This window comes from Stutzerimonas stutzeri (genome assembly GCF_000590475.1).
In the GTDB taxonomy this organism is placed as follows: domain Bacteria; phylum Pseudomonadota; class Gammaproteobacteria; order Pseudomonadales; family Pseudomonadaceae; genus Stutzerimonas; species Stutzerimonas stutzeri_D.
Map to the genome: position 1 here is coordinate 2,011,483 of NZ_CP007441.1, position 19,257 is coordinate 2,030,739.

The 19,257-nt window shown below is 60.5% G+C and carries 15 protein-coding genes; 12 read left to right on the forward strand and 3 right to left on the reverse strand.

Translation table 11 applies throughout. The features are described 5' to 3' along the window. Positions 1–458: 458 nt before the first annotated feature. The 11 genes from CH92_RS09415 (at position 459) to CH92_RS09465 (ending at position 11,850) form a co-directional block, all read left to right on the forward strand. Positions 459–1,055, forward strand: a complete 597-nt coding sequence (locus CH92_RS09415) for a paraquat-inducible protein A (protein ID WP_025241525.1) — start codon at positions 459–461, stop codon at positions 1,053–1,055. Further along, positions 1,052–1,696, forward strand: coding sequence for a paraquat-inducible protein A (locus tag CH92_RS09420; protein ID WP_025241526.1), 645 nt, complete (start codon positions 1,052–1,054; stop codon positions 1,694–1,696). The genes CH92_RS09415 and CH92_RS09420 overlap by 4 nt, the downstream gene beginning before the upstream one ends. After that, complete coding sequence (locus tag CH92_RS09425) at positions 1,677–3,323, forward strand: intermembrane transport protein PqiB (protein WP_025241527.1); 1,647 nt, start codon at positions 1,677–1,679, stop codon at positions 3,321–3,323. Before CH92_RS09420 ends, CH92_RS09425 begins: the two co-directional genes overlap by 20 nt. Positions 3,324–3,338: 15 nt before the next feature. Continuing rightward, a complete protein-coding gene (locus CH92_RS09430) occupies positions 3,339–3,890 on the forward strand; it encodes a PqiC family protein (protein ID WP_025241528.1) in 552 nt (183 codons plus the stop codon). Positions 3,891–4,050: 160 nt separating this feature from the next. Beyond that, positions 4,051–4,497: a transporter suffix domain-containing protein gene (locus tag CH92_RS09435; protein WP_025241529.1), complete on the forward strand. Its 447-nt coding sequence runs from the start codon at positions 4,051–4,053 to the stop codon at positions 4,495–4,497. Positions 4,498–4,557: 60 nt separating this feature from the next. Then, positions 4,558–5,688 (forward strand): HlyD family secretion protein, encoded by a 1,131-nt coding sequence (locus CH92_RS09440; RefSeq protein ID WP_025241530.1) that lies wholly within the window; start codon positions 4,558–4,560, stop codon positions 5,686–5,688. Then, the gene (locus CH92_RS09445) at positions 5,678–6,739 is read left to right on the forward strand and encodes a DUF2955 domain-containing protein (RefSeq protein WP_025241531.1); all 1,062 of its coding nucleotides are present in this window, start codon (positions 5,678–5,680) and stop codon (positions 6,737–6,739) included. Before CH92_RS09440 ends, CH92_RS09445 begins: the two co-directional genes overlap by 11 nt. Positions 6,740–7,198: 459 nt before the next feature. After that, the gene (locus CH92_RS09450; protein WP_025241532.1) at positions 7,199–7,891 is read left to right on the forward strand and encodes a DUF3313 domain-containing protein; all 693 of its coding nucleotides are present in this window, start codon (positions 7,199–7,201) and stop codon (positions 7,889–7,891) included. Positions 7,892–8,005: 114 nt separating this feature from the next. Beyond that, a complete protein-coding gene (locus CH92_RS09455) occupies positions 8,006–8,350 on the forward strand; it encodes a hypothetical protein (protein WP_025241533.1) in 345 nt (114 codons plus the stop codon). Positions 8,351–8,588: 238 nt separating this feature from the next. After that, positions 8,589–9,533 (forward strand): DMT family transporter, encoded by a 945-nt coding sequence (locus tag CH92_RS09460; RefSeq protein ID WP_025241534.1) that lies wholly within the window; start codon positions 8,589–8,591, stop codon positions 9,531–9,533. A gap of 403 nt (positions 9,534–9,936) precedes the next feature. Then, positions 9,937–11,850 (forward strand): sigma-54-dependent Fis family transcriptional regulator, encoded by a 1,914-nt coding sequence (locus tag CH92_RS09465; RefSeq protein WP_025241535.1) that lies wholly within the window; start codon positions 9,937–9,939, stop codon positions 11,848–11,850. A gap of 138 nt (positions 11,851–11,988) precedes the next feature. Here the strand turns inward: CH92_RS09465 and aldA are convergent, their stop codons facing one another. Both aldA and CH92_RS09475 read right to left on the reverse strand, forming a co-directional pair. Next, on the reverse strand, positions 11,989–13,425 hold the full coding sequence (aldA, locus tag CH92_RS09470) for an aldehyde dehydrogenase (protein ID WP_025241536.1): 1,437 nt from the start codon (positions 13,423–13,425) through the stop codon (positions 11,989–11,991). A gap of 16 nt (positions 13,426–13,441) precedes the next feature. Then, complete coding sequence (locus CH92_RS09475; RefSeq protein ID WP_025241537.1) at positions 13,442–15,598, reverse strand: PQQ-dependent dehydrogenase, methanol/ethanol family; 2,157 nt, start codon at positions 15,596–15,598, stop codon at positions 13,442–13,444. A gap of 543 nt (positions 15,599–16,141) precedes the next feature. On the opposite strand from CH92_RS09475, the gene CH92_RS09480 reads away from it, so the two are divergent. Next, the gene (locus tag CH92_RS09480; RefSeq protein ID WP_025241538.1) at positions 16,142–18,142 is read left to right on the forward strand and encodes a TonB-dependent receptor family protein; all 2,001 of its coding nucleotides are present in this window, start codon (positions 16,142–16,144) and stop codon (positions 18,140–18,142) included. 148 nt (positions 18,143–18,290) lie between these two features. On the opposite strand, the gene CH92_RS09485 is transcribed toward CH92_RS09480, so the two are convergent. Then, positions 18,291–19,169, reverse strand: a complete 879-nt coding sequence (locus CH92_RS09485; protein WP_025241539.1) for an AraC family transcriptional regulator — start codon at positions 19,167–19,169, stop codon at positions 18,291–18,293. Positions 19,170–19,257: the final 88 nt, after the last annotated feature.

Below are 19,257 nucleotides of genomic sequence, written 5' to 3' on the forward strand. Positions count from 1 at the left end.
CCCTTCAGCAAAGCTGCGATCCGATGTCGCCATACGCGCGGTAGACAACCGAATGTGGCGAAAGGGTTCCAGGAATAGTAAAAATCGTGATGGTGCCGCGGACGCTTTCCCGTTGGATTGGATAGTTATCCCGATGACTTGGCTGAGGATAACTGGCCGTTCGGAACGTCCGTGGCAACAAGAACAAAGTTGATTAGGCTTATGGAGCGACCGTCCGTAAATTGGCCGGTAGCTGCCGGTCGGCAAGTGCACCTACCGGCCAAAAGCATCCGGTCGCTTCCGACCGTTCTCGCAATCCGTAGCTGCCTGATCGTCGCAGTTACCGTTCCACTTCCAGAAAAGATCCAGAGCAATTCGACTTATTCGGATCTTGGGTCCACCATCATCTAACCCGCAGTCGCAGTACGCGCATTCCCTCAGGGGCACGATCGCGGCCTTATCGCTTACGAGTGATATCCATGGCTAACTGCAACGAGTTAATCATCTGCGAACACTGCGATTGCGTATTCGAGAAGGCTGCCCTCATCAGGCATCAGACCTCCCTTTGCTCGCGTTGCGGTAGCGTGCTTCAGCGCTTCAATGGCCTAGCCATTGATCAGCGGCTGGCGCTGACAATCACGGCCGCGGTGCTGTGGCTCCTCGCGAATCTCTATCCCGTCATGACCATCAGCCTGCAAGGGCTGGAGAGCAGCGCCACCTTATGGGATTCGGTACTGGCGTTAAGCGTCGGACCGATTACGTTCATCGCGCTGGTGGCAGCGATTTCCATCATCATCGCGCCGGTCTTCCAACTGTCTTTGCTGGTTTGGGTGCTCAGTTTCGCTCTGTTCGGACAGCGCGCCCCTGGCTTCGGGCTGTGTATGCGGTGGCTGGAGTCACTTAGGCCCTGGAGCATGCTCGAGGTGTGTCTACTCGGGGCACTTGTAGCGGTGTTCAAGCTCGCGGGAATGTTGGACGTACTGCCCGGTATCGGCTTGTTCGCCCTGGCGGTGCTCAGCTTGTTGCTGATTCGCATCGCCGGACGCGACGTGCGCGATCTTTGGGACGTTCTATGAATAGGCCATACGTCGCCAGCGACCTCAATCTTTGCCTCTGCCATAGCTGCGGCAAGACCTGCGACATGGCCGACCAGCCATCCTCATGCGTACGGTGTGGCGCAACCCTGCATAGCCGAAAAATCAATTCACTGTCCCGCAGCTGGGCGTTCTTGTTGGCATCTCTGGTGTTCTACATTCCCGCCAATCTGCTTCCGGTGATGAACACCAGCATGCTCGGTAATGGCGCCGACAGCACCATCATGAGTGGCGTGCTGGAGTTTTGGCAGCATGGCGCATGGGACATTGCGCTGATCATATTCATTGCCAGCATTGCCGTTCCGGGCGTCAAGTTCGCTGCTCTTTCGCTCTTGCTCGTTACCGTTCAACGCGGCAGCCAATGGGCTCGAAAAGAACGCTCACGCCTTTACCGCTTCATCGAACTCATCGGCTATTGGTCGATGCTCGACGTGATCGTGGTGGCGTTGGTCGCTGCACTGGTGAAATTCCATGGCTTGGCCAATATCGAGCCGCGCGCGGGCATTCTGTTTTTCGGGCTGGTGGTGGTCTTTACGATGCTGTCGGCCATGAGCTTCGATCCACGCCTCATTTGGGACAACCCGCTGAAGCAGGGGGTCCTGAATGGAGAATCAAAACACTGACCAGGCGCGAGGGACCGCCAAGCCTGTAATCAAAACGCGCCGTTTCAGAGTTTCGCTGGTGTGGATCGTCCCCATCGTGGCGGTGCTGGTGGGTATTTCGTTGGTTGTGCATAACGTGATGCAGGAGGGGCCGACCATAACGGTGACCTTCAAGACCGGCAGCGGGCTCAATGCCAACAAGACTCAGGTCAAATACCGCAACGTAGTGATCGGTTATGTCTCGGACGTGGCGCTGAGTAAGGATCAACGGAGCGTCGACGCCACCATAAAGCTGGCCAAGGAAGCAGAGAGCTTTACCCGCGAAGACTCACAATTCTGGGTCGTGCGGCCGCGTATCGGTGCAAGCGGCGTGTCGGGGATCGATACATTGCTGTCCGGCGATTACATCGGCGCCGATATTGGCCAGGCCGATACGCGGGGCAAGCGATTCGTAGGCCTGGAGACACCGCCGCCCATTACCTATGGCGAGCCTGGGAAGCGCTTTACGCTACGCAGCACGGATTTGGGTTCGCTGGACATTGGCTCCCCGGTGTACTTCCGCAAAATCCCTGTCGGTCAGGTCGTGGCATACGCTTTGAACGCTGACGGCAAAAGCGTCAGTATCGAGTTGTTCGTGCATGCACCCAGTGATGCCTATGTCACCCAGAACACGCGGTTCTGGAACGCCAGCGGTATCGACATTAATTTGGACGCAAACGGTTTCGCGGTAGACACCGAATCGCTTTCTTCCATTCTCATTGGCGGCATTGCCTTCCGCGCGCCGGACTTCAGCCCCAATGACCAACCTGCCGCGGAAAAGAGCGAGTTCGAACTGTTCGACGATCAACAGACCGCATTGGCGCCGCCGGACGGAAAAGCACAGTATCTGAGCTTGCGTTTCGACCAGGCACTACGAGGATTGAAGGTGGGCGCGCCTGTCGAGTTCCTCGGGATAGACATCGGCAAAGTGGTGGCGGTCAATCTGGATTTCGACCCCCAAAAGCGCAGCTTCCCTTTGGATGTCGGGCTCGTGATTTATCCGCAACGTCTCGGCAGGGCCCATGCGAACATGCTCAAAGCCCTTAATCACGATCCTAACGATGAAGCCGCTGGCGTTCGCCTCATGGGCACATTTATCGAAAATGGTCTCAGGGCACAAGCACGTACCGGTAACCTGCTGACCGGGCAGTTGTATATATCCCTCGATTTCTATCCGAAAGCGGCGAAGGTTACGTTCGACCCCACCGTACGGCCTGTGGTCATTCCTTCTATTCCAGGGGATTTCGAGCAGGTGCAGGAGCAACTGCAAGCCGTCGTCGAAAAGATCAGCAAACTGCCCTTGGATCGCATCGCCGCCAACCTCGACGGCAGCCTCGTGGAATTGCGCAAGGTGCTCGCGCAGGTTGACGCCAAGACGCTTCCCGGCGTCGCGACGACTTTGACGGAGGCTAGCAAAGCCTTGAAGTCGGCCAGCTCCACGCTAGCCGAGGACTCGCCGCAACGTGAACAGTTGACGCAAACAATGGAAGAGTTGAGCCGCACGTCGCGCTCGCTTCGTGAGCTCTCGGACTATCTGGGACGACATCCGGAGTCGCTACTCCGTGGCCGGCCCGACAATGCCGCGCCGCAACGAGCGCCGAGCAACTGAACGAGGGAGCACGCCATGGCATTTCCGCGGACGATCTTGCTGGCAGCTGCACTGCTTGCGCTCGTTGCATGCCGAAGTGATCCAATCCAGTTCCACACCCTGACCCCAATCCAACCAATTGGCGCGGTACAGGTTGATGAGACGGAAGTGACGATCGAAGTCGTCAATGTACCGCCTCAGGTCGATCGACAACAGATCGTCATTCGCCAAAGTGACAGCAGCCTGGCGATTCTGGAAAACCACTGGTGGGGTGCGAGCCTGACCGAAGAATTGCGCAGTGCTCTCTCACAGCAACTGCCAAATAACAGCGCCGGACGACGGGTTTCGGTACGCCTGGATGTGCTGCGTTTGGATTCGATCCCAGGCCAATACGCGTTAATCGACGTCAGGTGGCGGTTGCGAGATTTCGGGGATGAAGCCAACACGATGATGCATTGCCGCAGCACGTTACAGACAGCGGCGGGGGCCAACATTGATGACGTTGTGATTGCGCATCAAAACAACCTGCAACGCTTGGCCGAGCAAATCAGCGATGCGGCTAACAACGTGGCTGGGAAATGCCCTTGAAGAGATGGAAGAACAAAAGCTTTTGTTGGGCCAATGGGGAAGACACTCGTCACCACCTTTAGAAAGGTAATCGATCATGACCACGTCCACGGCAAACGTATCGGCAGCGCCAGCATCCGTGAAGTGGCGTTTCAAACTAGGCATCGCCTTGCTCTGTTTGATGCCCATCTTGTGGCTGCTTGTGCCGTTCGCGGCGATGGCGGATATGCCTGGGTCCACTATTGCGGCGCTTACCGGTGCTCTTTTCATCATCAATAAAGTGCTACTGCTGCTGGTGATCGCGGTCATGGGCAAGGCCGGTTTTCAGGAGCTCAAGCAACACGTTTTTCGACATGTATCGGGCTTTGCGACCAGTGCTGACGTCGAAGTGAGCCCTACACGTCACCGTATCGGAATGGTGATGTTTTGCCTGCCCTTGCTTTCTTCGTTTCTCGAGCCCTATGTCGACGCCCTGGCGCCAGGCCTTCGCCCTAACAATTGGGCACTGCAGTTGTTGGGAGACGTGCTGTTGGTCGGCAGCTTCTTTGTGCTCGGTGGCAACTTCTGGGAAAAGCTGCGGGCGCTGTTTATCCGCAGAGCACGGGTCACTACCCCTGAGGTGGTCTGAGTGAGCTCGATCCGGCCCATGATTTGATGACCCTCGATTGCGTGCTTCGCAGGAGCACTTATGGCCGAAACTCCGAACACGCCGGACCACGCCGAGCCGGCGAGTGCCCCTGAGCCGCTTCCGGAAAAGCCTGCATCAGCCAACCCGCTGCGACGCGTCGCGCTGGTAGTGGTGGTCTTGATTGCAGTGCTATTTGCTGTGTCCATTGCATTAGAGCGTCACACGCCGTTGACTTCGCAAGCCGTGGTGCAGGCTTATGTAGTGCCGATGGCGGCCGAGGTAAGTGGCCGTGTGACCGAAATAGCCGTGATCGACAACGCGCGGGTAAAGCCCGGCCAGTTGCTGTTCCGCATAGACCCGCTCCCTTACAGATTGGCAGTCATCGACGCCGAGGCGCAGTTGGAAGCAGCGGGGCAGGCCATAGGGGCGAATACCGCCTCGGTGGACGCTGCTCAAGCGATGCTGGTGTCGGCTCGTGCACAGCGCGACAACGTACGTGAGCAAGCCCGGCGGGTGACTCATCTGGTCGAGCGAGGCGTGTTTGCTCGCGCGCGTCAGGATGAGACCGATGCGGCACTTGGTTCCGCCGAAGCAGCCGTGAGCAAAGCACAGGCAGACTTGCAACGTGCACGTCAGCAACTGGGCGCCGAAGGCAACGACAATCCGCAACTCAAACAGGCCCTGGCTGCGTTGGAGAAAGCCAGGCTCGACCTCGTCCGTACTGAAGTGGTCGCGCCGTCCGATGGAGTTGTGTCCAATCTCCAGCTTGCGGTCGGCCAGGTCGTCAGTGCCGGCCAACCAGCGCTAACGGTTATCGACAGCGGCACTGTTTGGGTGTCCGCTGCCTTTAAGGAAAACAGCCTGGAGCACATGCAGGCCGATGATCGCGCAGAACTGGTATTCGACCTGTTGCCTGGCCGGGTATTCAAGGGCCATGTCGAGAGCGTGGCTTGGGGCGTTGCGCAGGCAGGCAGCAGCCAATCTGCATTGCCATCGGTGCGTAATCAGAGTGGTTGGGTGCGCGACCCGCAGCGTTTCCCGGTACGTCTGATCGTGGAAGGCGCCCGCCCAATCGGTCCGCGCTACGGCTCACAGGTGACCGTCGTGGTTTATACGGATGAAAATCGCGTAACCAACTGGTTGGGGGCATTTACCATACGGCTGGGTGCGTGGCTCAACTATGTCAACTGAAACGGCATTTCGACTGGAGCTGCTAGAGGCCAAACGTCAGGGGCTGCGCGTCGCTATCGCCGTAACCGTGGGCTTATGCACAGGCCTGATGTTAGGCGACCCCTTGCCATTTCTCGCGCCGTTATTCGCCACGCAATTCCTTTTAGCGAGCCGTCATCCGCCCGCATTGCTTCAAGGCATGATGACCGTGCTGGTGGTTATCTTGACCGGCGCGCTGTTGGTATTTTTTTCCGGGCTGCTCAGAGAGCGTCCGTGGGTACTGCTGCCGCTGCTGTGGCTGTTTTATTTCGCCTGCTTCGCTGCCCAGGGATGGAAGTTGGGCGGTGCAGCGCCGGCGTTGATGCTGGTGATCGCCATCGTTGTTCCGTTGCTCGACATACTGCAGCGCAATCTGGGTGAGTCGATCGTACTGTTGTTGGCGAAGGCGATCAGCCTGGGAATGATGTTGTCATGGGCCACTCATGCATTGCTGCCGAATCCAGACGGTGAGTGCCGGGATGAGCAGATTTCACTCGGGCATGATCGTGGTCTGGTGATTCGACAGGCCGCGGCCAGCGGGGTCATCCTGCTGGCCATGGTTGCCCTGTGCGTAAGCGACGCGCGGCTGGCCACGGCGATGGTCATTCCAATTACCGTCGCCTCGTTGCTAAGCCAGTTCGAGCTGAGCATGAGCTTTCGCTCGGCGCTTGGTCTGGTGATGGTCAACCTGCTTGGAGGGGTGGCGGCATCACTGGCGTTCGCCCTGTTCGAGCTACGTCCATTTTTGTGGCTCGTGGCGCTGATTGTGCTTCTCATCAGCCTCCTGTTTGCGGGCAACGCAGCCATGGGCAACACCCGGGGCAAGATCTTTGGTGGCGGGCTTATCGTCTTTCTGATCCTCTTCGGACTCGGTATATCGCCGCTACCGACCAGTACTCTCGAGCTGTTCTCGACCCGTATCGCCTATGTCCTGGGTGCAGGCCTATACGCCATTATTCTGGCCGCATTGCTGTGGCCCAGGCCGCGTTCGTTTGAGCAGATGGCTTCCGGTATCTCGAAGGATCAACGCTGAACGAACGACGAGCCGAGCGCAGAGTTTAATCCTGTGTGCTTTTAGCGACCGTCATGCCTTATTTACGGGTGCAGCCGCGGGAGCTGCTGGAGCGAACAACGTTTGATACCGCTTGGCAGAGATTTGCACCAGCCCAACAAACAAGCAGTTGACCAGCTATACCTATTGGATGAGGCCACATTCGCACTCGTAGGCATCCATTACTTGCGGTGAGGCGTAAAAACAGCTGGCGTGTTTAGCCGGGTAAAAATGAGCGGCACATGTCGAGCTGTGTGCAAACGTACTTAATTGGCGGTGCTTCGCTTGTGCAGCAAGTACCGTTCTCGACCAGAAAGTTTCAATTGGAGGTAGGCCGCCAAGTCTTTCAAATGCATTAACGAAGACTAGGGCGCGGGGCCACATTGCTATAGGTACACCTTTGCACGTGTTGTTAGAGCGACAATAACCGGAGAGAGTTGAATGAACATGCCAAAAGCGTTTTTGATAAGCGTTGTCCTGAGCAATATTATGCTCGGTGGGTGTGCTTCGAAAATTACGGAAGAAGAGCAATACTCTGGCTTTTTGCCTAGCTACGAAGGCTTGAAGCAGACCACTTCGGCAAACGGTCAGCCTGTCATGCGTTGGGTAGCCGAGGGATTCAACCCCGACGCCTACGACACAGTCGCGTTTGATCAACTCGAGCTCTACCCGGAGCCGAAGCCAGATGAGCGCATCAATTTACAAACCTTGCGGGAACTTCAGTCACTAACAAGCACAAGCGTAAGCAATGCATTGGCTCAGAAATATACCATTGTGCCTAGCGCAGACGCCGCGCCTGCAAACTCCCGTACCTTGGTTTTGAACGCCGCGATCACAGGCGTGACCGCCTCTAACGAAGGTATGCAGTGGTACGAAGTATTGCCCGTAACAGCAGTGGCCGGCGCAGTTTCAGGCGCAGCGGGTTATCGTGACCAGAATACTGAACTGTATGTAGAAGCCGATCTTCTCGATGCTGCAACGGGGCAACCGGTTGTAAAAATCGTGCGAAAGGTTCTTGGCGATACCTTAGGGAGCAGTCGCCAGGCGATTACCGCCAATGATTTCAGATCGGCAATAAAGGGTTTGGGGGAAGACGTTAATGCTTTCGTCAATAATCGGTATGAAGCCAATTAATCTGGACATGGCGGAAGACAGCGTCGTGAGCTGTCGAGCCTATCTGTTCGGCGATCACATGTTGATATCTAATAAAACTATTAGGGCAGATGCATAGGCGCGAAAAGGTCAAGCATGAAGAAGCTATGGCTGTTTTACCTGAACCTTTTGGAAAAAGACCTTTGCACCAAGGTTTTTGACAACGTAAAGAACCTATTGGTATGTGCACTTCTTTTTGCAGCGGGTACCAGTGCTCTGCACGCAGAGCAGCCGGTGATGCTCGGCCTGGTAAGTACACGGGTGACCGGCGCGGGGCTACTCGTGATATCTGCGTGTTTAATGTTTCTCACCATCAGTGATGGATTGCACCGTGTCGCCCGGATGCGTTACCACAAGCTACTTCAGCTATTACTGTGGGTGTTTTACCTGGTCCTGGCGGTAAGAATGGTGCAATTAGTTTGGAGCTTCCGGGCAGAGTAGTGCTTGGGGCTCGGGACTGGTTGCCAACCACATCCTCCGGCTGAATTGCGGCAAATGACAGGGAAGTTTTGAAGTTGCGCAGCATGCAGCGGTACCCCTCGGCCAGTTGGCCATCTCACATCCATCCGAACGTCGAGCCTGCGTTGGTAGTCCGTTGAAGGGTCGGGCGAAGTGACTGTTGACTTCGATGCGGACAAGCCTCACAACAACGCTAGAACAAGCTGATCAGGAGCGGCTCATGCTGACGGCACGTGAAGATGTAGCTCTGGAGGGGCAGGTGGAGCCGAAGCGCAGCCCGTTCGTGACCGCGGTGGCATTCATGTTGGCTGCGGCGATTCTGATTCCGCTGCTGAACGCGGAAGTGAAATACCTCGGCGTGTTCTACCCGGTCATTCAATTGCTGTGGTGCCGGTATTTCGGCCATGTGGTGTTCATGCTGGCAGTGTTCGCGCCGCGCAAAGGACCGGCGCTGTTTCGCTCTCAACGCCCCTGGCTGCAAATCGTGCGGTCGTTGCTGTTCTGCTTGACCTCCTTTCTGATGTTCTGTGCGCTTCAGTACGTGCCGGTGGCGACCGCGGCTGCGGTGAGTTTCACGGCGCCTATGGTGGTGCTGGTGCTGGCCCCATTCATGCTGGGCGAGCAGGTAAGCCTGTTGAAAACAGTCGCGGTGATCTGTGGGTTCGTTGGGGCGCTGGTTGTCATCCAGCCGGGTGGCGACGCCTTTCATCCTGCCGTGTTGCTGGTGCTCTTCAGTGCTTGTACCTCAGCGCTTACGCAAATTCTGTCGCGCAAGCTCGCCAGCCATGACACACCGGAAACGTCCAATACATACATGGCCGCCGCTGGGTTCGTATTGACGAGCCTGATGCTTCCATTCTTCTGGCAGTCTCCGGACAATCTGGTGCATCTTGGGTTGCTGATCAGCATGGGGGTTCTTGGCGGTAGCGGGCACTACTGCCTGGTACGCGCATTCGAAGTGGCCCCCGCGCCGTTTGTCGCGCCATTCACTTACCTTCAAATCGTCGGTGCGAGTCTGCTGGGCTACCTGCTTTTTGCCGAGCTGCCAAATCTGTGGAGCTGGATCGGTACCGTCATCATCGTGCTGAGCGGGCTGGTTGTTTTGCTAGGCGAGCAATATCTAAAGGCGCAGCGCACCAGGAAGGCGGCCGGATCGTCTGACTAATGCGACCGAGTGCAAGCGGGTAGCAAGCTGCTGGTAGGTGAGGGCGCCCTTGAACAGCGAAACGAGGGGCACGTCATCAAGGTCCGCAGGGGTGAGAAATATTCGCCACCTCCGCCGCTCGGGTAGCGCAGCCTTGGTCGCGGTGACCTGTTCGGCGCTCGATTTCTTGGGGTATCAGTAAGGTGCGGCGCCTATCTATTGCAGGCTGTTGCGACCGGCTGCTGGTGGCCGAAAGTGGCACCTTTCCACCGAGAAAGCGCTCCGGCAGCGCTAAGCACGAAGCTCTCCCGGCAGGTGGGCAGCCCGTCCTTTAGCGGCCGTGCTAGGCTTGGTTTTGGCTGTTCCCGCCGCCGATACGAACAATTACGCATGGCCCGACTCGGCGCCTTGTTTGGAGTCCCGCATGATCGCGCGTCAGTCATCAGAACTTCCAGCCGAACTGTCTGCATTCGTCGCCACCCATTTCGCCGGTCGAGGACCGACTCCGGATCGGCTGATTGCGGAATCCTGGTACCGCAGCGTCCACGAGCACGGGCTCGATCCGACTCAACCTGCCTCCCATGTTCAGCTTGAGCAACACGAGATCCGCCTGCATCAAGAGGAGCACCATGACTTTCTGGCCATTGCGAGCCAAGGTGTGGAAGGGCTGTCGCGGCGTCTGAACCCGGCGGGGTTTGCGGTGCTGCTCAGTGATCGCCGGGGTATAACGCTCGCCGCGCAGCTGCCCGGTCAGCACAGCCCCTATGCGGACTCGGGGCTGGTGGCTGGCAGCTGCTGGGACGAGTCGTTGGTAGGGACCAACGGTATCGGAACGGGGTTGGCTGCCTGCCAGCCCTTGATCATCCATCGGGACGAGCATTTTCTAAGCAGCAACGCCATGTTGAGTTGCTCGGTGGCGCCGCTGTTCGATCCCCAGGGTGCGTTGCTGGGGTGTCTCAATGCCTCGTGTCTGAACAGCGGCGGGCCGAAGCAGGCGCAGTATCTGACGCTCCAGTTGGTGAGCCTGTACGCGCGACTTATCGAAAACGCCAGCTTCCGCCAGCGCTATGCCAGTTGCGCGATGCTGACCATGGGCGGCGATGCTGGCGACCTGGGCAATGAGCGGTTGGTGGCGCTTGATGCGGCGGGCCGAATTCTCGGAGCCAACCGCGCGGCTTTTGTGGCCGCTGACCAAGGGAGCGCGCTGCTGGGGGCGACGGTTCAGGATGTCTTGTCGACGTCCCTGGATGAGCTGATAACCCTGACGCAGGGTGGCCAGCGCGCCGCGAATCTACGGTTGGCCAGCGGGCCCGCACTGGAGGTCACGCTGCGTATGCCGGCCACCGCCGCGCGGCGCGCCAGGAACGAGCGTGGCCTGAGCGTCGTTCCGGCAGAGCCAACGCTTGAACACTTGGCCGGGGAGGACTCAGGTCTGCAACGCTCGGTCCAGAAGCTGCGGCGCGTACTTGATCGGGACATTCCGCTGTTGCTGACCGGCGAGACCGGCACCGGCAAGGAAGCGTTTGCACGGGCAATCCATCACGCCAGCGCGCGCGCCAGGGGGCCCTTTGTTGCGCTCAATTGCGCGGCGATCCCGGAGTCGCTGATCGAGAGCGAGCTGTTCGGCTATCGCGCCGGTACCTTTACCGGCGCTAGCCGTCAGGGGATGAAAGGCAAGCTGGAACAGGCCAATGGCGGGACGCTGTTCCTCGACGAGATCGGCGATATGCCGGCGCATCTGCAGACGCGGCTGCTACGCGTGCTGGCCGAGCGGGAGCTGGTGCCGCTGGGCGCCGCAACACCGGTGCCGTTGAACGTGCAGCTGGTATGCGCGACGCACCGCGACCTGCCGGCCATGGTGGCCTCGGGCGAGTTTCGTGAGGACCTCTATTACCGACTCAACGGATTGACGGTCAGGCTGCCCGCCTTGCGCGACCGGGCGGATCGCGCGGGGCTTATCCGTCGCGTTCTGGGACGTGAGGCCGGGAATGAGTACGTCGAGCTGACCGCCGAGGCGATGGAGCGTCTGGCCGCGTATGGGTGGCCTGGCAACGTGCGCCAGCTGATCAACGTGCTGCGTTGTGCAGTCGCGTTGGCGGACGACGGTATGATCGGTCTCGATTGTCTGCCGCCGGAGATCATGTCGGTGCCCGCGGAGCGGTCATCCGTCGCGCAGTCGCTGGAGACAACCCGAGACGCTGCCGAAGCGGCCCATCTGCAAGCGACACTTGAGCAGCACGGCGGCAATGTCACGTCGGCCGCTCGTTCCCTCGGCATCAACCGCGCCACCTTTTATCGCAAGCTGCATCGTTACGGTCTCACCGCGCTGCGCAAGTGATGGTTCGCAGACGACTCGGTGTCTTCGATGGACTGAAGCGGAGCGCCCCTCGGCCCACCCTAGGGTCTGGCGCTAGTCGTTGCTCGATCGCATAAAAAGAACCCCGCCGAGGCGGGGTTCTTGGTCAGCTCAAGTCACTCAGCTCTGCACATACACCGCATGGGTATGGGTGTACTCGTACAGGCCGTGCTTGCCGTCGGCGCCACCGATGCCGGACTTGCGCACCCCGGCGTGGAAGCCTTGCATCGCTTCGAAGTTCTCTCGGTTGATGTAGGTTTCGCCGAAGTCCAGACCAGCCGCGGCCTTCATCGCGGTGGAGAGGTCGCGGGTGTAGATGGAGGAGGTCAGGCCGTACTCGCAGTCGTTGGCCAGGGCGATGGCTTCGTCCAGGTCGTCGATGATCTGCACCGGCAGTACCGGGCCAAAGACTTCCTGGCGCATGATCTCCATGTCGTGCGAGCAGTTGGCGAGCAACGTCGGCTGGTAGTGGAAGCCCTTGCCCAGGTCTGCCACAGCGCCGCCGGTGATCACCTGCGCGCCCTGGCTCTGTGCAGTACGCACCATCTGCTCCACTTTGCGCAGCCCGGCCTCGTTAATCAGCGGGCCCATTTCCACGTCCGCCTGGGCGATGGGATCGCCGTAGCGCGTCTCGGCCAGGGCGCCGGCGATGCGCTCGATGAACTGCTCGGCCACGCCGCGCTGCACGTAGACGCGCTCGGCGCAGTTGCAGACCTGCCCGGTGTTGATGATGCGAGAAGCGCGAATGGCGGTGACGGCCAGGTCCAGGTCTGCGTCGTTCATCACGATTGCCGGGGCCTTGCCGCCCAGCTCCAGGTTGAGCTTGGTGACGTTTTGAGCCGCGGCAGCCATGATTCGCTGGCCGGTGCCGACGCTGCCGGTGAAGCTGATCATGTCGATCTTGTCGCTGGTGGTCAGCGCGCTGCCGACGCCGGCGCCGCTGCCGCAGACCACGTTGAACACACCTTTGGGTAGGTCGGTCTCGGCCACCAGTTTGGCGAATTCGAAGCAGTTGTTTGGCGTCTCCTCGCTGGGCTTGATGACGATGGTGTTGCCGGTCACCAGGGCGGGCGCCATCTTCCGGGCGATCAGGAAGAACGGGAAGTTCCACGGCAGGATGCCGGCGACCACGCCTAGCGGCTTGCGGAACAGGAAGATGTTCTCGCCCGGCCGGTCGCTGGTGATGATTTCGCCTTCAATGCGCCGTGCCCACTCGGCCATGTAGTCGAGGTAGTCGGCGGTGAAGTTGACTTCGACCAGCGCCAGGCTCTGGATCTTGCCGCCTTCCTCGGTGATGACGCGGGCTAGCCGGTCGGCGTTCTGGCGGATCTTGCTGGCGATGGCGCGCAAGTGACCCGCACGCTCAATGGCGGGCTTCTGGCTCCAGCCTTTTTGCGCAGCGCGAGCAGCCGCGATGGCGCGTTCGGCGGTCGTGGCATCGGATTCGGGCACCCGGGAAAGCACCGCGCCGGTCGCAGGATTGCGCACTTCGATGAGGTTGTCGCAGGCGACAAAGGCGCCGTCGATGTAGTTCTGGTAGGTCGTTGCGTCAGTCATATCGGTCTCCTGGGAGTCAGTTGCTGGCCGTTTTCTGAGTCGGCTGCGGCAGGTCGTTCGGGCCGTGCTCGACGCGGTCGTGGGCACGCTTGATCAGGTACTGATGGATCTGCTCCATCTGGTCCATGCTGAACGCCTCGGCAAACGACGGCATGCCATCGGGAATGCGCGCGCCGTGGAGAATGCCTAGGAACTGCTCATGCTTTTCCGGGGCGAGCATGCGCAGGTCCGGCAGCACGCCGCCGCTGACCGCGTGGATACCGTGGCATTGCGAGCAGTAGCCGTCGTACAGCTTGGCGCCGGCCTCGACCGTAGCCGCGTCGGCAGTCAATGGTGGTGGCTTGGGTGCATCTTCACGCGGTGCCGGTTCCTGCAGTTCGGCGGCGCCGCCGAGCTTGTAGGTCAGTACTTGAGCGTAGGGCTGCACGCCGGCGCGCAGCGACAGGGCGCCGGCAAAGGTAGAGAAGGCACCGCCCCAGCCCGCCATGAAGGTCACGTACTGTTCGCCGTCCACGCTGTAGCTGATAGGTGCGGCCATCACACCGCTGGCAGCGGGCTGCTCCCAGAGCTTCTTGCCGGTGTCGGCGGCGTAGGCAATCACGCGCCCATCGGCGCTGCCTTCGAACACCAGGTTGCCGGCGGTGCTCAGGGTGCCGCCGTTGAAGATGGTGACGTAGGGCACTTCCCACGCCTGTTGTTGCTTGACCGGGTCCCAGGCAATCAGCTTGCCGGACCAGGTGTCGGCGTACTTGCCGAGACCTTCAGGGTCCTCAGGCATCATTCCGGTCTTCAGGCCCAGCTGGTACATGCTCTTGAACTTGTTGCGCGCCGGCGCATCCGGCACGTGCTCGTACCAGGCGGACATGATGTGTGCAGGGATGTAGACCAGCCCGGTGTTCGGGTTGTAGGACATGGGGTGCCAGTCGTGCGCCCCCCAGAAGCCGGGCTGGACCAGCTTGGCCTTTTTCTCGCCCTTCCAATAGGCCGCCGCCTCGTCGTCGACGATGGGGCGGCCGGTTTTGAGGTCGACGCCCTTGGCCCAGTTGATCGGCACGATGTTCTCGGCTGACAGCAGCTCACCCGTGGCCCGATCGATGACGTAGAAGAAGCCGTTCTTCGGCGCCTGCATGAGCACCTTGCGCTGTTTGCCCTTGATCTCCAGGTCAGCCAGGATCATGTGCTGGGTAGCGGTGTAGTCCCAGGCGTCGCCCGGGGTGGTCTGGTAGTGCCAGACGTACTCGCCGGTGTCGGCGTCGACCGCGACGATGGAGGAGAGGAAGAGATTGTCGCCCTTGCCCTCGCTGCGCCAGATCGGGTCCCACAGCGAACCATTGCCGACACCGATGTAGAGCAGGTTCAGCTCCGGGTCGTAGGCAAAGGAGTCCCAGGCGGTACCGCCGCCGCCCTGTTCGACGAAGGCGCGGCCGTGCCAGGTCTTCTTGGCGATTTCCATGCCCTTGCCTTCGGCCGGCTTGTCCGGATCGCCCGGCACAGTGAAGAACCGCCAGGCCTGGTCGCCGCTCTCGGCGTCGTAGGCGGTGACGTAGCCGCGCACGCCGAACTCGGCGCCGCCGTTGCCGATTACCACCTTGCCGTTGACCACACGTGGCGCGCCGGTGATGGAGTAGCTGCGGGCCTTGTCGTAGCGGGTGTCGACCGACCAGACACGCTCGCCGGTCTTGGCATCGATGGCTTCCAGGCGACCGTCGAGCACGCCGACATAGACCTTGCCTTTCCACACGGCGACGCCGCGGTTGATCGCATCGCAGCAGGCCTCACCCGCGCGGGAGCGGTCGGACTTGGGGTCGTACTTCCAGATTTCCTTGCCGGTGCGTGCGTCCAGCGCGTAGACGATGGAGAACGGCCCGGTGGTATACATCACGCCGTCGACGACGATGGGCGTGGCTTCCACGCCGCGGTCGATGTCGAGCTTGTAGCTCCAGGCCAGCCCGAGTTCGTCGACGTTTTCGTCGGTGATCTTTTTCAGCGGGCTGAAGCGTTGCTCGCCATAGTCGCGGCCGTGGCTCATCCAGTTGCCGGGCTCCGCGTCGGCATTGGCGATGCGTTTGCCATCAACTTCGGCGGCGTGCACGGGGAAGAACAGTAGCGCTGCCAGGCTGGCGCCGAGCAGGGTCGCGGGCCGCGGGCCCAGGTAGGGATCTAGGTGATTCATCGCAGGCTCTCTCTTGTTATTGGTTGGGCCGCCCCGTGGGGCAGGTCTTTCAAGGGAGAGCAACCGCTGTGCCAGGCGTTCAGATTTGGCTGCAACGCCAGTGGCGGCGAGGCTTTGCGCAGCCAGCGGGCATCGCGGCTGAAGCGGCCTGTCGCACCCGAACCGTTGCACCGCTGCGACAACTGTCGCGTCGCTGCGACAGGGGCGCGATGCGTCCTAGGCACTTGGTGGCAGTCTGGATGCAGAGGTCGCGACTCAGAACGGCCCGCCAAGTCAATAGAAAAGGCGGCCGGCGGGCTGTGTCGGAGGTGCAAACGCGCAATCGGTGATGTCTCAAGGCTTGCTTGGCATGTGCGTTGCGTGGATGGCGCGCAGGCATCTGCAGGGTTTTCCGCATCGGGTGGTTTCTGTACTTTGAAACGCGCGTTCCGGTGCGCCAGGTCCCAGGCTGTCAATCGCGTCCTGTCGGTCAGGGCTCTCGAGCGGTTGCCTTGCAACAAGATCGGCGACTGCGACGTTACTCAATAACAACAAGGCTCAACCATGTATCGACTGTTTCTTGCCGGATCGCTCTCGTTGGCAACCGGACCCGTGCTCGCGCAGACAAGTGAACCGCTTACGCTCGACCCCTTGGTGGTGAGTTCGCCGCGCGCAGAGTCCGACTGGTTTACCTTGCCGATGGCGGTGTCCGCCGTGACGGCACAGGACCACCCGGGCGAACAGCTGCTCAGCCTCGACAGCTTGCTCGGGCCTGTGCCGGGCGCGCTTCCGCAGAGCCGCTATAACCTGGCTCAGGGCATGCGCTTGTCGATTCGCGGCTTCGGTTCCCGTTCCAGTTTTGGCGTTCGCGGCGTGCGGGTGCTGGTCGACGGGGTGCCCCTGACCATGCCTGACGGGCAGACTGAAATGGATGGTCTGGATACCTCGCTGGTGGAGCGAATCGAGGTGATTCGCGGCCCCTCGTCGACCATTTACGGCAATGCCGCCGGTGGCGTCCTGGCGATTCAGACTCGGCAACCGGGCGACACGCCGCGCACTCAGGTCGAGGTGACCGGCGGCGAACTGGGCTATCGCCGCATGCGCGCGGAAACCAGTGGCAGCGCCGGATCGCTGGGCGCCTTGCTGGCGGTCAACGCAACACAGCTCGACGGCTATCGCACCCACGGGACCGCAGAAACTAACCACCTCACCGGCAAGCTGCGTTGGCAAGGGGAGGGCGGGACGCTCGGGCTCACCCTGCATGCGATCGACAACCGGGCCGAGGATCCCGGTGGGCTGACCCTGGACCAGGTCCGGGCAGATCGTTCCCAGGCGCGGCCGCAGAGTCTTCAGTTCGATTCAGACGAGACCGTTCAGCAGCAGCGCCTTTCGCTGGTCTGGGATGGCCAGGCCGCAGGCGACGATACCTACCAGTTGCGCAGTTATTACGGCCAGCGCGAGTTCAGCAACCGTCTCCCGTTGCAGGCCAACGGCCAGACAGCCTATGACCGCTGGTTCGCCGGGGTGGGCGCCCAGCGCACCTTCCACCGTGAGCTGGCAGGCTTACCCCATCAGTTAACCGTCGGGATGGACCTGGAAAGCCAGCGGGACGAGCGCTCCCGCAACGACAACCTGCCTGGCGGCATCACCGGTGCCCTGACTCAGCGCCAGCGCGAAACGGCGGACAGTCGGGGGGTATTTATCGAGGATCAGGTGAACCTGGGCGATGCCTGGTTGCTCACCGCAGGCGTGCGCTATGACAGCGTGCGGCTCGAGGCGAAGGACCGCTACTTGAGCGACGGCGATGCCTCGGGCGAACGCAACCTGGACGACTGGAATTACAGCCTGGGCCTGAGCCGGCAACTGGACGCCCATCATGTGGCGTACGTGCGCTACGCGACATCGTTCGAGACGCCGACGATCAACGAAATGGCCAACCCAACCGGGGGCGGCTTCAACCCATCGCTCGGCGCGGCGCAGTCGGTTAATCGCGAAATCGGCTTTAAGGGTGAACATCCCGGATTGCGCTACGAAGCGGTGCTTTACAGCATGCGCATCGAAGACGAGTTGATCCCGGAAGTCGACGGACGCACCTTCTACACCAACGCGGGTCGCTCTAGCCGCGACGGCATCGAGCTCAGCGGGGATTGGTTGCTGGGACGCTATTGGCGATTGACCGGGGCCTGGAGCTACAACCGTTACAGTTTCGACCAGTTCCAGGGCTATGAGGGCAACCGCATCCCCGGGATTCCGAAGCAAAGCCTGTTTGCCGAAGTCAGCTATGACCGCGACGACTGGTACGCACGAGTCAACGTCAATGCCTATGACCATCAATACGCGGACAATGCCAACCTCGACCGCGTTGCCGGCTATGCGGTAACCAACGCCCGCTTGGGCTGGCGGCTGGTGTGGGGCGATCAACGGTGGGAGCCTTACATCGGCATCGACAACCTGCTGGACCGCGACTACTACGACAACCTGCGCATCAACGATAACTTCGGTCGCTACTACGAGCCCGCCCCAGGCCGCACGATCTACGCTGGGGCGAAGCTGACGTTCGAATAACAATCTGAGGTTTTGGGCGATGCGCTGTGGTTTCGTGCGCAGCTTAGGCGGCACGCTTAGCCACGCATTAGGCTGTTAAACGTGAGCCGATTTCAGCCGGTGGAAAACAGACCCCTTATCTAGGTAGGACCTCGGTCTGTTTGCCATCTCAAGCGCATCGTTCACTACGGGGCGAGCGACCGAAAAACGCTTTATAGGCGCGGCTGAATGCCGCCTCAGACTCATAACCCACCGCAAAGCCAACGTCGCCGATCCGGCTGTTCTGCGTGGCCAGCATGGTTTTGGCCAGCGTCAGCCGCCATTCGTTCTGATAGCGCAGGGGCGCTCGCCCGACCAGAGCGCTGAAGCGGTCACAGAAACTGGAGCGCGACATACCTGCCAGCTTTGCCAGCGCCTCGATGCGCCACTGTTGCCTGGGCTGTTCATGAATGGCCCTGAGCACACGGGCGATGCGGGCATCGGATAAACCGCCCAGCCACCCGGACGCGGCGCCTTGCTGAACCCAGGTGCGCAGCACGCGGATAACGGTGAGGTCAATCAATCGCGACACCATCAATGCACCGCCCGGTTGCACGTCGTGGGCTTCCAGCAGCATGAAATGCAACAAGCCTTCGGACCACGGCGCCGCGTCGGCCTGCTTGATATGAATCAGCCAGGGCAGGGCAAATAGCATGGCGCGAAAGCTGCCGGCATCGAACCAGAAACGGCAGATGGTGACTGTGGTGGGATCGCAAGCGGTGAGCTCCAATTTTTCCAGCGTGTGGGGCAGCAGGAAAATATCGCCGGGTTCCAGCAGCGTGGCGGGGTCGTCGTCGCGCTGAATCTGCAGCCGGCCGCTTTGCACCAGGCACACGTGGGCGCTGTTGCAGTCCAGCGCCAGAGGTTCGCCGGGTCCGAGGGAGGAGGAGTAAACGCGGTCACCGGTCAGGCGCATTTGCGCCAGTACCTGGGATAGCAGGTCGCCGGTGGCGATACCTTCTAGCTGCATTTCCGGAAGAATGGTCAAGTGTTCCGGTGAATTGGTCATGTAGAGCTGCCCGCGCTTTGACTAACGTAGGCCCCAAGCATAGCCCACTGCGGCGCTTGGTCAGAGCGCCCCAGCGCCGCCTTGGCAG

Excerpts from the sequence above, each read along its gene's own strand:
- CH92_RS09485 (WP_025241539.1), bottom strand. The coding sequence starts at position 19,169 with ATGACCAATTCACCGGAACACTTGACCATTCTTCCGGAAATGCAGCTA.
- CH92_RS09435 (WP_025241529.1), top strand. The coding sequence starts at position 4,051 with ATGCCCATCTTGTGGCTGCTTGTGCCGTTCGCGGCGATGGCGGATATG.
- CH92_RS09440 (WP_025241530.1), top strand. The coding sequence starts at position 4,558 with ATGGCCGAAACTCCGAACACGCCGGACCACGCCGAGCCGGCGAGTGCC.
- CH92_RS09455 (WP_025241533.1), top strand. The coding sequence starts at position 8,006 with ATGAAGAAGCTATGGCTGTTTTACCTGAACCTTTTGGAAAAAGACCTT.
- CH92_RS09420 (WP_025241526.1), top strand. The coding sequence starts at position 1,052 with ATGAATAGGCCATACGTCGCCAGCGACCTCAATCTTTGCCTCTGCCAT.
- CH92_RS09475 (WP_025241537.1), bottom strand. The coding sequence starts at position 15,598 with ATGAATCACCTAGATCCCTACCTGGGCCCGCGGCCCGCGACCCTGCTC.
- CH92_RS09430 (WP_025241528.1), top strand. The coding sequence starts at position 3,339 with ATGGCATTTCCGCGGACGATCTTGCTGGCAGCTGCACTGCTTGCGCTC.
- CH92_RS09480 (WP_025241538.1), top strand. The coding sequence starts at position 16,142 with ATGTATCGACTGTTTCTTGCCGGATCGCTCTCGTTGGCAACCGGACCC.
- CH92_RS09445 (WP_025241531.1), top strand. The coding sequence starts at position 5,678 with ATGTCAACTGAAACGGCATTTCGACTGGAGCTGCTAGAGGCCAAACGT.
- CH92_RS09465 (WP_025241535.1), top strand. The coding sequence starts at position 9,937 with ATGATCGCGCGTCAGTCATCAGAACTTCCAGCCGAACTGTCTGCATTC.
- CH92_RS09450 (WP_025241532.1), top strand. The coding sequence starts at position 7,199 with ATGAACATGCCAAAAGCGTTTTTGATAAGCGTTGTCCTGAGCAATATT.
- CH92_RS09415 (WP_025241525.1), top strand. The coding sequence starts at position 459 with ATGGCTAACTGCAACGAGTTAATCATCTGCGAACACTGCGATTGCGTA.
- CH92_RS09425 (WP_025241527.1), top strand. The coding sequence starts at position 1,677 with ATGGAGAATCAAAACACTGACCAGGCGCGAGGGACCGCCAAGCCTGTA.
- aldA (WP_025241536.1), bottom strand. The coding sequence starts at position 13,425 with ATGACTGACGCAACGACCTACCAGAACTACATCGACGGCGCCTTTGTC.
- CH92_RS09460 (WP_025241534.1), top strand. The coding sequence starts at position 8,589 with ATGCTGACGGCACGTGAAGATGTAGCTCTGGAGGGGCAGGTGGAGCCG.